The sequence below is a fragment of the Halomonas sp. GFAJ-1 genome, from assembly GCF_000236625.2.
Lineage (GTDB): Bacteria > Pseudomonadota > Gammaproteobacteria > Pseudomonadales > Halomonadaceae > Vreelandella.
Genome location: NZ_AHBC01000008.1, coordinates 32,533 through 47,924 on the forward strand (window position 1 = coordinate 32,533; position 15,392 = coordinate 47,924).

The 15,392-nt window shown below is 53.7% G+C and carries 13 protein-coding genes; 4 read left to right on the forward strand and 9 right to left on the reverse strand.

Annotation, left to right across the window (positions count from 1 at the left end):
* The first annotated feature begins 7 nt into the window (after positions 1–7).
* Positions 8–1,951 carry a glycerophosphodiester phosphodiesterase family protein gene (locus tag MOY_RS02490; protein WP_009096160.1) on the forward strand — a complete coding sequence of 648 codons (1,944 nt, stop codon included), beginning with the start codon at positions 8–10 and terminating at the stop codon, positions 1,949–1,951.
* Between the two features lie 80 nt (positions 1,952–2,031).
* On the opposite strand, the gene ggt is transcribed toward MOY_RS02490, so the two are convergent.
* Positions 2,032–3,822, reverse strand: a complete 1,791-nt coding sequence (ggt, locus tag MOY_RS02495) for a gamma-glutamyltransferase (RefSeq protein WP_009096163.1) — start codon at positions 3,820–3,822, stop codon at positions 2,032–2,034.
* 196 nt (positions 3,823–4,018) lie between these two features.
* Positions 4,019–6,403: a phosphoenolpyruvate synthase gene (gene ppsA, locus MOY_RS02500; RefSeq protein ID WP_009096165.1), complete on the reverse strand. Its 2,385-nt coding sequence runs from the start codon at positions 6,401–6,403 to the stop codon at positions 4,019–4,021.
* Between the two features lie 277 nt (positions 6,404–6,680).
* Here ppsA and ppsR point away from each other — a divergent pair, with 277 nt between their 5' ends.
* Positions 6,681–7,514, forward strand: a complete 834-nt coding sequence (ppsR, locus tag MOY_RS02505; protein WP_009096167.1) for a posphoenolpyruvate synthetase regulatory kinase/phosphorylase PpsR — start codon at positions 6,681–6,683, stop codon at positions 7,512–7,514.
* Between the two features lie 28 nt (positions 7,515–7,542).
* On the opposite strand, the gene MOY_RS02510 is transcribed toward ppsR, so the two are convergent.
* Genes MOY_RS02510 through MOY_RS02525 form a run of 4 tightly spaced genes read right to left on the reverse strand, consistent with a single transcriptional unit; the run spans position 7,543 to position 10,448 of the window.
* Positions 7,543–8,121, reverse strand: coding sequence for a hypoxanthine-guanine phosphoribosyltransferase (locus MOY_RS02510; protein WP_009096170.1), 579 nt, complete (start codon positions 8,119–8,121; stop codon positions 7,543–7,545).
* 57 nt (positions 8,122–8,178) lie between these two features.
* A complete protein-coding gene (gene nagZ / locus MOY_RS02515; RefSeq protein WP_009096172.1) occupies positions 8,179–9,189 on the reverse strand; it encodes a beta-N-acetylhexosaminidase in 1,011 nt (336 codons plus the stop codon).
* A gap of 40 nt (positions 9,190–9,229) precedes the next feature.
* Positions 9,230–9,793: a L,D-transpeptidase gene (locus MOY_RS02520; RefSeq protein ID WP_009096174.1), complete on the reverse strand. Its 564-nt coding sequence runs from the start codon at positions 9,791–9,793 to the stop codon at positions 9,230–9,232.
* Positions 9,771–10,448, reverse strand: a complete 678-nt coding sequence (locus MOY_RS02525; RefSeq protein ID WP_009096176.1) for a TetR/AcrR family transcriptional regulator — start codon at positions 10,446–10,448, stop codon at positions 9,771–9,773. Before MOY_RS02525 ends, MOY_RS02520 begins: the two co-directional genes overlap by 23 nt.
* A gap of 271 nt (positions 10,449–10,719) precedes the next feature.
* Between MOY_RS02525 and lexA the strand changes: the two genes are divergently transcribed.
* On the forward strand, positions 10,720–11,400 hold the full coding sequence (gene lexA / locus MOY_RS02530) for a transcriptional repressor LexA (RefSeq protein ID WP_009096179.1): 681 nt from the start codon (positions 10,720–10,722) through the stop codon (positions 11,398–11,400).
* Between the two features lie 25 nt (positions 11,401–11,425).
* Here the strand turns inward: lexA and MOY_RS02535 are convergent, their stop codons facing one another.
* On the reverse strand, positions 11,426–12,097 hold the full coding sequence (locus tag MOY_RS02535; protein WP_009096181.1) for an energy-coupling factor ABC transporter permease: 672 nt from the start codon (positions 12,095–12,097) through the stop codon (positions 11,426–11,428).
* A gap of 18 nt (positions 12,098–12,115) precedes the next feature.
* A complete protein-coding gene (purU, locus tag MOY_RS02540) occupies positions 12,116–12,970 on the reverse strand; it encodes a formyltetrahydrofolate deformylase (RefSeq protein ID WP_009096183.1) in 855 nt (284 codons plus the stop codon).
* Between the two features lie 340 nt (positions 12,971–13,310).
* On the opposite strand from purU, the gene MOY_RS02545 reads away from it, so the two are divergent.
* A complete protein-coding gene (locus MOY_RS02545) occupies positions 13,311–14,912 on the forward strand; it encodes a ribonuclease J (protein WP_009096185.1) in 1,602 nt (533 codons plus the stop codon).
* Here MOY_RS02545 and moaE read toward each other — a convergent pair.
* Complete coding sequence (moaE, locus tag MOY_RS02550; protein WP_009096187.1) at positions 14,896–15,390, reverse strand: molybdopterin synthase catalytic subunit MoaE; 495 nt, start codon at positions 15,388–15,390, stop codon at positions 14,896–14,898. The genes MOY_RS02545 and moaE overlap by 17 nt on opposite strands.
* Positions 15,391–15,392 lie beyond the last annotated feature (2 nt).

The window sequence follows — 15,392 nt, forward strand, 5'->3', positions numbered from 1 at the left end:
TGCAATCTTGCCAGGCGTGGCAGATAGTGCCACCCTGGTGCCTCACTCAGACATTTTTGTGACTATGCAGCCGTTAAATCAATTAGGTTACGCGTTATTAAAAACTCTTCGTGATCATCTACGTCCTCTGATTGCGTACCACCTGCTCTTCACAATACTCGCCACTGCTCTGCTAGTGCCCCTGATTGCCTGGGCGGCGCGGGCCGTACTGGCGCAACTTAATCGCGTGGTAGTTACCAATGATGCGCTGATTAGCTTACTGTTTAGCCCTCTTGGCCTTGTAGCTATGTTAGTAGGGCTTGGCTTTACCTTCTTGCTGATCTATTGGCAGCAAGCAGGAATGCTAATGGTGGCCGTAAAGCCGAAGGACAATCACTACGCGTTAGCGTTTGAAGCACTATGGCGCAGCACACGGCGCTTGCCCGCCCTGTCGGGCTTAGTCGTCTTGCAAGTAGGCGCCCACTTGCTGCTGCTGACTCCCTTTATGCTAGGCCTTGCCTGGCTATATGACGTCTGGCTGAGCGGACTTGACCCTTACTACGTGCAGCGCGTACGCCCCCCAGTATTTTGGTATTTCATTGCCTGCGCCCTTCCCCTTTTAGTCGTTTGGGCCAGCCTTGCGGCATGGCTCTACTTGCGGTGGCTGCTTGCTCTCCCGCTGGTGGCTTTGGAGAGCTATAACCCCTATCTAGCACTCAAGCGCAGCGTGGTGCTAACCCGTGGATGGCACCGCTCTATAGGCGTCGCGGTCCTGGCGCTACTGGTCATTATTATCGGCCTTCCTTTCATCGCAACGTGGCTGTTTGATCTTGTATTCACACCTCTTCTTTGGTGGTTACCTGAACGTAGCGCGGTGCTCATTCCCGCGATGTTTGCGTATTTAACAGGCTATATATTAGTAACACTTACCCTTACTTTTTTAGGTGTCGCAACCAACGCACTGCTTTCTGCCTGCCTCTATTTACAACTAGCGTATCGCGAAGTGCGCCCCTCACCTCGCTCTGAACAAGCACATCCGGGACGCTGGGCCTGGGCAATCGAGCTCAGTGTACTGATGATAGCGGCACTTCAAGCCTGGTGGATTCTCAATAGCTTCGAGATACGCGACAAAGTAACGGTGATTGCCCATCGCGGCAGCTCGATGGTGGCACCGGAAAACACCCTGGCTGCTGTAGAGCAAGCCTTAAAAGACCGCGCCGACTATGTAGAGCTGGATGTACGCCTGAGCGCTGATAATCATGTGCTGCTCTACCATGACCGCACCCTGGCGCGCTTAACCGGAGACCCCCGCGAATTTGGCGACTTAACACGAGAAGAGCTAAGTCATTTTGACGTGGGCAGTTGGTTTGGCGATGCCTATCAAAATGAAAAAATTGCAGGCCTGGATGAAGCTCTGGCACTGGTACGCGGTCGGGCAGGATTGATGATTGATATGAAACCTCTACCCGGTCAAGAGCGGGTGCTTGCCCGTGCCGTATTGGAAACGCTGGACGCCGAAAGCGACATTCGCTACCGCTGCTGGGCCACCCAAGAGAGCGCGCTAACGGCAGTCGCAAACTGCGGCTTTCCCAACGCCCTGATGGATATGCGTATAGCCACTATGTCGCCAGACACCGTTAGCTATATTAAGCAGCAGGCACCCGAACTACGTGTCACGCTGCTCGCCCAACTGATACTGCCAGGCAACCTGGATCGCCGAAGCTTTGATGCACTCGGGCTTAGGCATAACCGAATAAATCGCCAGGAAATACGTCTAGCAGCACTATATGGTTACGAGATACACGCGTGGACAGTAAATGACACGACGCGTATGTCGACCCTCATTGACCTGGGCGTTGATGCCATCATTACCGACTATCCGGATCGGCTGCGGGCGTTAGTGGAAGAGCGCCGCACCTTAAGCGACGGCAGCCTTATGCTGGTGAAGCTTCGCAATTGGCTGCGAGAGTAGCCGCTGCTGATAAATAGCCGCTCATCTCCCACTAAGCAAAACGGCGACCACATGGCCGCCGTTTGCTAATAAACCTTAGATTACTCGCCCATTACCACGCCCTCGCGACGTGGGTCCGCGCCGCCAAACAGCGAACCATCCTCTAAACGCATAATCGCCTGTAGGCCACTGGTAAGCTCTCGCTCAGTAACGGTATGGCCACGTTCGCGAAGGGCCTCTATCGTCTCTTCAGGAAAGCGCCCCTTCTCAATGGACACATCGCCACCTAAGGTAATCGCATGAGGTAAATTCAGCGCGGCTTGAGCGCTTTGCCCCCAGTCGCGCATTGCCACAAGCGTGCGAGCGGTATAGTGGATAATGGCGGCCCCACCGGGTGACCCTAAACTGGCGACTAACTCGCCACTCTCCTGGTCGAATACCAGCGTAGGGGCCATGCTAGAGCGGGGTCGCTTACCCGGCTCGACACGGTTTGCTACTGGCTCTCCATCAATCTCAGGTACAAATGAAAAGTCAGTCAGCTCGTTATTGAGCAAATAACCGCCGGGAAGCCCTGTCCCACCATCAGCCAGTATCCGCGCGCCAAAGGCTTGTTCAATCGTCGTCGTCATGGCAATGGCATTGCCCTCTGCATCTACGATACTAATGTGGCTAGTGCCATATTCGGGCTGTTCAGGTTGGCGGGCAAAGCTAACCGTTTGCTCCCCAGGATTGCCCGGTTCAGCGCTATCACCCATACTTTCTGAACCAATTAAAGCACTACGGCTGGCAAGATACTCCGGCGCTAACATTGATGACCAGTCGCCCCCGGGAGCCTCGACAAACGCTGGATCAGCGATATAACGACCACGGTCGGCAAAGGCTAATCGAGACGACTCCAGAAACTGGTGTAACCAGCCACTGCTGGCGGCAGCATTATCTAACGGAGCTTCTAAGAGAGGCTGTTGATCCAGCATGCCTAGAATCTGCATGACGGTGATATGCCCAGAGGAAGGCGGGGGAAAACCGCAGACCTCCCACTGCTGCCAAGGTGTACATAAAGGCTCACGCTCAAGCGCCTGATACTCACTTAAATCATCGAGCGTCATTGTGCCAGGACGAACGGGGTGGGTTTGAACACGGCTTACGAGATCTTCAGCGATATCGCCTTCATGTAGCGCTAAGCTACCCTCGCTGGCAATACGCCGCAAAATAGCCGCGAGGGCCGGGTTTGTCAGGGTTTCTCCCACCGCGATGGGCTCGCCACTAACGTCATAATAGAAAGCATTTGCCAGGGCATCTTGACGCAGCGCTTCATCGTTAGCCAAGCTGGTGTGCAGGCGCTGGCTAACGGCGAAACCCTCTTCAGCCAAGGTAATGGCAGGCTCAAAAAGCACCTCCCACGGGAGCTGACCATGCTCTGCGTGAACTTTTTCAAGCATCTTAAGCGTACCTGGCACGCCCACTGAAAGACCACTTGCCACGGCATCCATAAAGGCAAGCGGTTCGCCTTCCTCTATAAATAGCTCACCGGTAACTGCTGCGGGGGCTGTTTCTCGGCCATCATAGGCCTGGACCTTTACACCGTCGTAGTGCATGAGAAAAGCACCGCCGCCAATCCCGCTTGACTGAGGCTCTACCAAGGTAAGCACCATCTGCACCGCCACCGCTGCGTCAATGGCATTGCCACCTGCTTTCAATACTTGAAATCCCGCGTCGGTTGCCAAGGGGTTGGCTGCGGCTACCGCAAAGGAAGATGCCTCCCAACCTGGCTTATCTTCGTACCCTGAACCCACCTCCGGCGCCACGGAAGGTGCTTCATAGCTAAACCCGTAGCTATATAGCGGCATTAGCAGCAAGCCTGCTAACGTTAATTTTGCCTTAATGGGCAACATAACCCTACTCCCTAATAAGATTTTCTAGTAGCCCTAACACCCAGCGCCTCAGGCTTGGCACCCAACGACTAACGTTGCCCCAGCCAGAGCACTGCTACAGGCCAGCTCTCAAAACCACCTAACGAATAGTAGCCTATTAAACGCCTGCGCCCGGCACAATGGCCGGGCGCAATAACAACAAACAAGCAAATCGTGTTTAGGCGATGGTTTCGCCTGCCAGCATAAACCATGTTTCCAATACGGCATCGGGGTTTAACGACACCGAGTCGATCCCCTGCTCCATCAACCATTTAGCTAGGTCAGGATGGTCAGACGGCCCCTGCCCACAAATCCCCACGTATTTCCCTTGGGCTTTACACGCCTGGATAGCCATAGCGAGCAGCTTTTTGACGGCAGGGTTTCGTTCATCAAACAGATGCGCCACTATGCCTGAGTCGCGATCCAAACCTAGGGTGAGCTGCGTCAGGTCGTTTGAACCAATAGAGAACCCGTCGAAGTACTCAAGGAATTCATCAGCCAACAGCGCGTTGGCAGGCAGCTCGCACATCATGATGACTTTGAGGCCATCGGGATTCTCCGCCCCACCCCGCTTCAGCCCATTAGCGGCGAGCAGCTCAACCACTTCACGCGCCTCATCGGGTGTACGCACAAAAGGCACCATGATTTCGACGTTATCGAAGCCCATCTCTTCACGCACACGCTTTAGCGCCCGACACTCCAGTTCAAAGCAGGGACGGAAAGCCTCAGAAATGTAGCGAGACGCCCCCCGGAAACCGAGCATGGGATTCTCTTCGCCAGGCTCATACAGCTTGCCGCCGATAAGATTTTCGTACTCGTTCGATTTAAAGTCTGACAGCCGCACAATTACCCGCTGAGGATGGAACGCCGCCGCTAGCGTCGAAATACCTTCCGCCAGCTTATCAACGTAAAAGCTGACAGGGTCTGCGTAGCCAGCCGTGCGCAAGTCAATGACTTGCTGAAGATCAGCAGGCAACGTGTCGTACTCAAGCAGCGCTTTAGGGTGCACGCCGATCATACGGTTGATAATAAACTCAAGCCTAGCCAAGCCAACGCCCGCATGGGGCAGACTAGCAAAGCCAAAAGCGCGGTCTGGATTACCGACGTTCATCATAATCTTGAAGGGGATTTCTGGCATGGCGTCGACACTCGACACCTTACAGTCAAATGCCAGGAGTCCTTCATAAACGTGGCCGGTATCGCCTTCAGCACATGACACCGTTACGTCAATGCCTTCCCTAAGCTGCGTCGTTGCATCGCCGCACCCAACCACAGCGGGGATGCCCAGCTCACGAGCGATAATCGCCGCGTGGCAGGTACGTCCACCGCGATTGGTGACGATGGCAGAGGCGCGCTTCATGATCGGCTCCCAATCAGGATCGGTCATGTCGGTCACCAACACATCACCCTCTTGGATTTTATCCATCTCGTCGGGGGTAAGCACAATTTTCACCGCACCGCGGCCGATGCGCTGGCCAATGGCACGGCCGGTAATTAACGTGCGGCCTTTCTCACGCAGATGGAAGCGTTCAAGTTTGCCACCCTCTTGCTGGGAAACCACGGTTTCAGGGCGTGCTTGGACGATGTAGAGCTTGCCATCGTCGCCGTCAAGCGCCCACTCGATATCCATAGGGCGCTGGTAGTGCTGCTCAATGGTCATCGCCTGATGGGCAAGCTCCATTACCTGCGCATCGCTGATACAGAAGCGTCCGCGATCTTTCAACGGCACATCCACTGTTTCAACTGACTTGCCTGCACTCGCATCTTGACCGTAAACCATTTTGATCAGCTTTGAGCCAAGCGTGCGGCGCAGTACCGCTGGGCGACCTGCCGCCAGCGTGGGCTTATGTACATAGAATTCGTCAGGGTTAACCGCCCCTTGCACCACCGTTTCACCCAGACCCCAAGAAGCCGTGACAAATACCGCGTCGCGGTAGCCAGACTCAGTGTCTAGGGTGAATAGAACGCCAGAAGCACCCGTTTCGGAGCGAACCATTTTCTGTACACCCGCCGACAAGGCGACATTCTCATGGGCATAGCCCCGGTGTACCCGGTATGAGATAGCACGGTCGTTAAACAGCGAGGCAAAGACTTCATGCACCGCATGTTTGATGTTGTTAAAACCTTCAATATTAAGAAAGGTTTCCTGCTGGCCGGCAAAGGAAGCATCGGGCAAATCTTCGGCAGTCGCAGAGCTTCGTACCGCAACTTTTAGATCGGGGTGCTGGTTTTGTAGCTCTTCATAGGCACTACGCAGTGCTTTTTCAAACGCAGGAGGCAAGGGCGTATCGATAATCCATTGGCGGATCATGCTACCTGCCTGGGCTAGCGCTTTAACGTCATCGACATCTAAGCGCGCCAGGGTAGCGTTGATACGGTCATTCAGCCCTTCATGGGAAAGAAATTCGCGGTAAGCATGCGCAGTGGTAGCGAAACCACCCGGCACGGTCACACCAACACCCGATAAATTAGAAATCATTTCGCCGAGCGAGGCGTTTTTACCACCCACGCGTTCGACGTCTGCCATGCCAAGCTTATCGAACCACAGAATGTACTCTTCCACGCTACCCCCTAGCTTTTAGACTTCTTTGCGACCTTGCGGCCGACACTGAATGACCGTGCCACCCTAGCACCGTGGCCGGGTATTCGCCATTGGTCTAACAGCGAAGGAGGTGGAGGATTTTTACAACAAAGGTACTTTAAAGGCGTTTCCTGTAGTTGAACGGTCTTATTAGCGCGCATAAATAGCAGCAATTACTCACCAGCCGTTGTGCTACTTAACCGCTCCGCCCACAATAATGACGTTCAATAACGACATTTATTCTTTGGCGGATTTCAATATGAAGCGGACAGCTTTTTTTATTTCTGACGGTACCGGCATCACCGCTGAAAGCCTTGGGCGCAGCTTGTTAGCACAGTTTAGCGACATTGAAATCGAGATGTTGACCAAGCCTTACATCGATACGGTTGAAAAAGCCCAAGCCTTGGCAGAAATAATTGACTCCACTGCAGTGCGTGATGGGCACCGCCCCATCATCATCGACACTATCGTTGACCAACAAGTACGCGATGTAATTCGCCACGCCACTGGCTTTAAGGTAGATATTTTTTCGACATTTTTGAAGCCACTGGAGCAAGAGTTAGAGACCCACTCTTCCTACAGCGTGGGGAGAACACACTCCATTGGTAGCGATGCTGTGTATATGGATCGTATCCATTCGGTGCACTTTGCACTAGATAATGACGACGGCGCGCGCACCCACCAGTACGATAAGGCAGACATTATTTTGGTCGGCGTATCACGCTGTGGAAAAACCCCCACGTCGCTCTATTTGGCCCTTCAGTTTGGCATTCGCGCTGCTAACTACCCGCTAACGGAGGATGATCTTGACGAAGATGGCAGCCTAAAGCTGCCCAAAGTGCTCTCACCCCATCGTCAAAAGCTATTTGGGTTAACCATTGATGCACGTAGGCTTGCGGCTATTCGAAATGAACGCCGGCCAAACAGCCGCTACAGTTCGATGGACCAGTGTTTGCAAGAAGTGGAGCAAGCGGAGTCGCTGTATCGCTCCCTGAGCATTCCATTTATTGATACAACGCGTTTTTCCGTTGAAGAAATTTCCACGCGGATGATTGCAGAAACAGGCCTAGCGAGGCGCTTTTCGCCCCGCTAAGCCTCCTCAAAGCGCTGTACTGGGTGGCCTACATGCCCTTGGGGGCAAAAATCCCAGGGGCGTTGCGCCAGTAGCCTTTGTAGTCCATACCAAAACCGAATACGTATCGGTCGGCCACTTCGAGGCTGCAGTAGTCGGCTTTCAAACCCGGTACCGCTTTTCTATTGTGCTGCTTATCGACCAGTACAGCGGTGGTCACGCTGGCCGCTTGGGCTTCTTCGCAGTAAGCAAGAATTGCCGCAAGTGTTGACCCTTCGTCAAGAATGTCGTCAACGATAACCACATGGCGGCCCGCCATAGGTATTTCTGGAGAGACGCGCCAGAATAGCTCGCCCCCACGCAGTTCGTTACGGTAACGAGTGGCGTGCAGGTAGTCCACTTCTAGCGGAAAACCAAGCCGTGTTAGCAGGTGCCCGGTAGTAATTAACCCACCATTCATCACGCAGTAAAAAACCGGCAATTTATCACCCAAATCTTTGGTGATCGCTTCTGCCATGCGGTCTAAGGCACGCTCTACTTTTTCCTGAGAAATCAGGCAATCTGCGTTACCCATCAGTTCGCGCATCGAGTCCAGCGACTCAAGCGTTTCTTTATCCAGTTTGGACATTGAGCTACTCCAATACAGCGTAAATAGTGACCGGTTAACGAGTTCAAACAGGCGTACTTAGTTGGCTAGCGCTTCTAATTTGGCATGCGTGCGACGCCAACGACCCAATGCTGAGAGAGCATCGAGATCAGGTCTGGCACGGCCATAGCGTAATTTGGCGGGAGGTTTACCTTGCAAACCTTGGCAAGCGTCGACCACTTCCAGCGCAGCGGCTCGGTCATTACACACCAGAAGCATGTCGCACCCTGCCGTTAAGGCTGCGTTTGCCCGCGCCTTAGGATCCCCAGCCGCATGGGCGCCCGCCATACTCAAATCATCAGAAAAAATACATCCTTTAAAGCCCAGCGACTCCCTCAGCATGCCAAGCCAATTGGGTGAGAAACCCGCAGGCCGGGCATCAAATGCGCTATAGATGACGTGGGCAGGCATTACCCCATCCAATTGGCTCGCAAGCTGGGCAAAGGGCACGAGGTCGCGCTGCTTTATTTGCTCAAGGGAGCGATCATCAACAGGGAGTGCCACATGGGAGTCCGCAGCTACACCGCCATGGCCGGGGAAGTGCTTTCCCACCGCCGCCATACCAGCGTCATGTAGGCCTTGAATAAATCCATGGCCTAGTAGAGCGACATGGTCTGGATCAGTGCTGAAACTGCGGTCACCAATTACGCTAGAAATCCCGCTTTCCACATCCAGTACGGGGGCGAAACTGATGTCGAGACCGCAAGCGGCCATCTCCATTCCCAGTAGCCAGCCAGCATCTTTGGCCAACGTCATGCCCGCTTCTTGGTCATTAGCAAATAGGTCGCCAATGCGCGCCATAGGGGGCAACCTGGTGACGCCCTGCTTAATACGCTGGACACGCCCACCTTCTTGGTCGATGGCTAACAGCAGATCACCGCGTACCCGCCGGATATCGCTACACAGCTGGCGCGTTTGATAGGCATCCTCTACGTTACGCGCAAACAGGATGACCCCGCCAACCGCAGGCTCCAGCAATAGCTGCTTTTCCGCTTTGGTCAATCGCGGCCCTTCAAGGTCGAGTATGACCGGGCCTAGGGGTTGAGTCATTATGATGGATCCAACAAGGAGGGGCGCCAATTCTAGACGATCAATGTGGCGTGTCAAAATTTTCAGAGGCAGGAACGTAAGCATCGCCCCCATGAAGCCAAACCGACGTACCGGGACGTGTAAACCGAAACACCGTCAATAAATCGTGATTGCGCAACCGAATACAGCCATGGGAGGCCGGCACACCCATAGGTTGGTCCGGCGGCGTACCGTGCAAATAGATATAGCGCCGCTGTGAATCTACATGCCCGCCGCGATTTTTCCCCGTCTCCAAACCACACAGCCAAAGAATGCGTGTCAATATCCAATCACGTGAGGGGTAGGTTGCTGCTAACTCGGCAGAGTACACTTCACGGGTCCATCGGCGACCGCGAAACACTGCGTTTTCTGGCAAGCCTTCCCCAATCGCTGCGCGCACGTAGTGCCAGCCTTGGGGCGTTCGGCCACTACCCTCCTGCTGACCAACGCCCGCCTCCCCTGTAGAAACCGAGCACTCATGGCTCAGCACTCGCCCCTGCCAACAACGCAGTTGCTGCCTCTGCGTGTCTATCTCAAGCCAGTTATCGTCTAAAGGCGGTAGCTCAGCTAATGTGGGCGTTCTCATAGTGTCCTTCTTCTAGCACAGGGGGTAACGGTGCATGCATCGCAGCCACTACCACTGGGCGTAAACGTCTTACTAGGTCTCTAACGGTGACCTGCTCGTTGTAATCTTTAGCGGCGATATCGCGCAGCGCATCAAGACCCGATAAGGTAAAAATCACTGTACCTAACATGAAGTGTAGCCGCCAAAAGCGTTCAGCGTCCGGCAAGTCAGGGGTTGCTTGACGTACCAGTTCAGTGAAGCGGGTAAATACATCACCATACTCCTGCTGTATATAGCGCCGCAGATGCCCCTGAGCTTGGCTATAAGCTAAGCCTAGCAAACGCATGAATACCTTCAGGCTATTGCGCTCTGCAGGCACTGCCAGCACCGTTGATGCCATGGTTTCAAGCAATACTTCCAAGGGTATAGGCTCGCTTTCATAGCGTGCCTCCAGCTCATCCAGCGCGGTATGAAAACGCTGTGAAAAAGGCTCCAAATAACGTGCAAAAACGGCTTGGATAAGCGCTTTTTTAGAGCCAAAGTGGTAGTTGACCGCCGCTAGGTTAACCCGCGCCTTGCTTGTGATATTGCGCAGCGAGGTTTCGGCAAAACCGCGCTCTGCAAATAGCACCTCTGCGGTATCTAAAATACGCGTTACCGTATCAGACTGCGCCATCGCGCCCTCCAGAAAACAGGTGTTTAAAACATCGCAAAATACTATGCCATTAATTCGCTAGTCTCAATTCTTTATATGAAGACAACTGCCAGCTACCTGTCACTATTTTTCTAAACAATTCAAACGCTCGTGCCGCTTAGTACCTACATCATCAAGCCCTACATCAAGATACAGGCCAGCCATGTACTGGACAGAGGAACATACTGTATACTTAAACACATACTGATTAGCCGACATGTAGCTACTGTCTTTTCATTTTTTGGAGTTTGGTATGTCGCGTCCACTCACAGCACGTCAGCAGCACGTATTTGATTTTATCGTTAAAACAATGGGTGAATTCGGCTACCCCCCGACACGCGCTGAAATTGCCAAAGCACTAGGATTCCGCTCTCCCAACGCGGCAGAAGAGCATCTTCGCGCGCTAGAGCGCAAAGGGGCCATCCGGATTATCCGCAATACATCACGGGGCATCCGCCTGCCTAACCAGGATGCTTCAGAACTGACTGAGGCTGCTTCAGCACCCCCCTCTACCCCCCAGGTGGACACCCAGTTCATTGGGCTACCGGTCATTGGAGAGGTTGCAGCTGGCAGCCCCATTCTGGCCGCCGAGCACATTGACCGCTACTGCCCACTCCCCGCAGAGTATTTCACGCCAAAAGCGGACTACCTGCTGCGAGTGCGTGGGTTATCGATGAAAGACGTGGGTATCCTTGAAGGCGATCTACTGGCAGTGCATCGCACTGACCGAGTTCGCGATGGGCAAATTGTCGTTGCTCGCTTGGAAGATGAAGTCACCGTTAAACGCTTTAGGCGCCAAGGTCACCAGGTGACTCTAGTGGCTGAGAACGCCGACTTCGCACCCATTGAAATTGACCTACGCACTCAGCAGCTGGACATTGAAGGTGTCGGCGTTGGGGTTATACGGGGTGGCAACGGCCAGGCATTAGGCTAATAGCCCCCTACCACTACTGGCGCGCTTATTGAGAATCGATATAGCGGTGGTCATTGAACGTGGCCACCCAGCTAGGGTGATAGACCAATAAGATGCTTAACAGCATGCCCGTTAGAAACGCTTCGGAGGGCATTAAAAGCGGCAGAAACCGAGCATACTCCTGAGCAAGATAAACCGCCTCAGGGTCGGTCCCTGCCGCTACAATCAGCAGTACGGCGGTCAATCCAGCGCCCAACGTAGCTAAGGCTGCCCCGAAAAAACCACAGGCAAACATAAATACCATCAAGTTATCGGGCAACCGTCGGTCAACTAGACGCCAAACCACGCCAATGATAAACGCGGGCATGATTCCCGTTACCAAGACGTTAGCTCCCCAAAGCACCCAGTCATTACGCCCTATCACCACCATCGCTATATTAATCATTGCGTTACTTAGAAGCGCCAGGGGGATCCTAAATACCAAGGTCATTAGCACGGTAAAAACAAGATGTAGCGTAAGCCAGTCCACCGCTTGAGCACGCAGCTGCCACATCAGCATGACCGCTAGCGTAGCTGCCAACCAGCGATGCTGAAGCGCTACATCACTGTTCAGAACGTGCCAGGGGCGCTGCCATGCCACCCAAGCCAATACACCAAACGCTATTAACCAGGTAAGCACCAGCGCCCAGGGTGCAAGAACACTTTGTGCAAATGACATGGCAGCCCCTAACAACAGTTAACTGAACACAACCGTTTTATTTCCGTGGATTAGCACGCGATCTTCAAGGTGCCAACGTAACCCTCGCGCCAATACGGCTTTCTCAACGTCCCGGCCAAATCGCACAAGATCGGTGGGTGTATGACAGTGGCTAACGCGATGGATATCCTGCTCGATAATAGGTCCGGCATCCAACTCTTCGGTGACATAATGACAGGTAGCCCCTATGAGTTTCACGCCTCGCTCGTAAGCTTGGTGATACGGTTTTGCGCCAGCAAAAGAGGGCAAAAAGCTGTGATGTATATTAATCACGCGCCCGGCATACCGCTCGCATAGCGCGGGGGGCAAGATTTGCATATAGCGTGCTAACACGACGCAATCAGCGCGGGCGCTATCAATTTGTGCCTGCACCTTCTCAAACGATGCCTGCTTATTAGCTGCGTCAACCGGCACATGGTGGTAAGGAATGCCGTACCACTCGGTCAGCGAACGCATATCTTCGTGGTTGGAAATCACACCCACGATGTCGCAGTCTAGCTCACCTGCCTGCCAGCGATATAGCAAGTCCACCAAGCAGTGAGACTCCCGCGACACCATTAATACAACGCGGCGCCGCTTTTGGGTATCCATTAACGACCACTGCATATTGAACGCTTCTGCCACGGGTTCAAAAGCGTTACGCAGCGCCTCTGCCGACATTCCTAGTGAATCGGCTAAAATTTCATAGCGCATAAAAAACCGGCCTGTTTCAAGATCGGAATGCTGACTTGCTTCAGTAATTGAGCCCCCCTGCTCGGCAATAAAACTGGAAACACGCGCCACAATGCCCACTTGGTCAGGGCAAGAAACAACGAGACGATAATAGTGCGACATAGATAGCTACTCTTAATAGGTACTTTTAACAGGTGCTTTGATAGGTGCTTTTTTTAATAGGCAGTTTTAATCGGCACACTTAACTTATTTCAATGGCACGCTTAGGGTTAGTTTTCTGATGTTAAAAGCAACACATCAGTCTCTCTAGTGTACCGGAAGCCCTCTGGCTAAGCACCGGGGAGAAGCCACGGTGATTGTTAGCCGCCCCTGCCTTCCCGTATAGTTAAGGTCTTACTTTTTAGGCTTTTCGTGACTAATGCATCCAACACGCGCTCTACTTCGTCCCCGTCGTCGCCCACCATTGCGCCTGCTTCCGCTGGGCGGGTGCGGTGAAATTGGAATGAATCTGACGCTGTATGGATACGGCGATCAATGGATCGCCGTCGACTGCGGCATGATGATTCGCCAAGATTTACCCAATGCCCCCTTACAAGTACCCAATACCGACACCCTGGATACCTTAGGCATTAAGCCCCAGGCGCTCTTTATTACCCATGGGCATGAAGACCACATCGGCGCCGTTGCGTGGCTATGGCCAAAGTGGAACTGCCCGATTTATGCAACCCCGCTTGCCGCTGGGCTGCTGCGGCTGAAATTTGCCGAGCATCAGCTAAGCAGCGCGGCTATACAGGTCATTGAGCCGGGCGATGCCATGCAGCAGGGACCCTTTACGCTGCGCTACTTGCTGCTTACTCACTCTATCCCGGAAAGCTGCGCCATTATGATGATGGCGGGAGAATATCGCATTCTGCATAGCGGTGATTGGAAACTTGACCCCGAACCGTTAATTGGCACGCCGGTGAATGCAGCAAATTTCCGGGCCTTAGCGCCAATTGATTTGCTGGTGGGCGACTCGACCAATGCCCCAATGCCAGGTCACTCAGGTAGCGAAGGCGATGTGGCCAGAGCACTCGTTAAAACCTTAGAGAAGTGCACCGGACGCGTTGTGGTCTCATGCTTTGCCAGTAACTTAGCGCGGGTATTGGCTATCGGCCTGGCAGCCCAGCGATGCGGACGCCGTGTCAGCCTAATGGGGCGCTCCATGGAGCGCATGGTAAGCGTTGCTAAGGGCTTGGGGTACTTAGACGATTTTCCACCGCTCGTACCACCTCACGACCTAGGCTACTTGCCGCCTAATGAAGTTGTGGTGATTGCCACCGGCAGCCAAGGAGAGCCACGCGCCGCCTTGCAACGCTTAGCCCAAGGGCGGCATCCCTTTATGGATTTAGCGCCAGGCGATAGCGTCATTTTTTCCGCCAAGGCGATACCGGGAAACGAGCGGCCTATTGAGCAGCTTAAAAAACGCCTCTCCCAGCTTGGCGTCACTCTTTTCGATGAGATGAATCATCCAGAGCTGCATGCCACCGGGCACCCCGCCCAGGAAGAGCTGAAAAAGCTCTACCAGTGGGTAAGGCCAAAATCACTACTGCCCGTACACGGAGAGGCGCGCCATCAGGAGGCGCATCAAGCGATTGCCACCTCTCTTGGCATCAGCGCCCCATTGGCGCCGACTAACGGCGATATGATCGCCTTTGATAAACAAGGCTTGCGCTGTGAACAGCGTTACCCGCAACTACCCTGCATCGTTAATCAAAACAGCGTCATTCCCCACCCAGGGCTTGATGCATCTTCGTCCAAGGCGCGGCGTGGTAGCTTGTTTCTTGCATTGCCGGTCACCGCCAGCGAAACAGGCTGGTGGCGTATAGGGCGTTTAATGCTTGATGCTAGCAGCGCGAGTCCTCTTGATGAGGAGAGCTTTAGCGATTGGCTTGATGCTCAACTGGAGGAAATCGAAGCAGACACCCTGGCAGATTTACGCTTAGCCCTTCAGCCACGCCTTATTCAGTGGCTAGCCAACCACTGCCAACACATGCCTGATGTGCATTTACAAATCATGGCGACTGAAATGCCTTCCGCCGAGGAGCTTAATAGCCAGCCTTAGGCTCGGATGATGACCAGCGATCGGCATCCTGCTGATCACTATCGCGCTCTTTAACCCAGTAAGCCCCCTCACGGGAGTGCTCTTTTTTCCAAAATGGCGCTTGAGTTTTCAAATAATCCATAATGAAATCACAAGCGTTAAACGCATCCCGACGGTGGGCACTGGCAACCAGCACTCTGACAATCGGGTCGCCTGGTGATAAATGCCCTACTCGATGAATAATCCGCACGGCTTGCAACGACCAACGCTCCCACGCCTGCTCACCAATCTCAGCCAGGGTGCGCTCCGTCATCCCTGGGTAATGCTCAAGCGTTAGCCCCGTTACGTCGGGTGTTTCGTTAAAATCTCTCACCAGGCCAGTAAAGCTAACGATTGCACCAATATCTGTGCGTTGCTGAAGCGTTGACTCATAGCCGTAATCCATTGAGAACGGCGCTGCCTGCACCTCCACTGCAATATCCAAGACCGCGTCAGCCATGG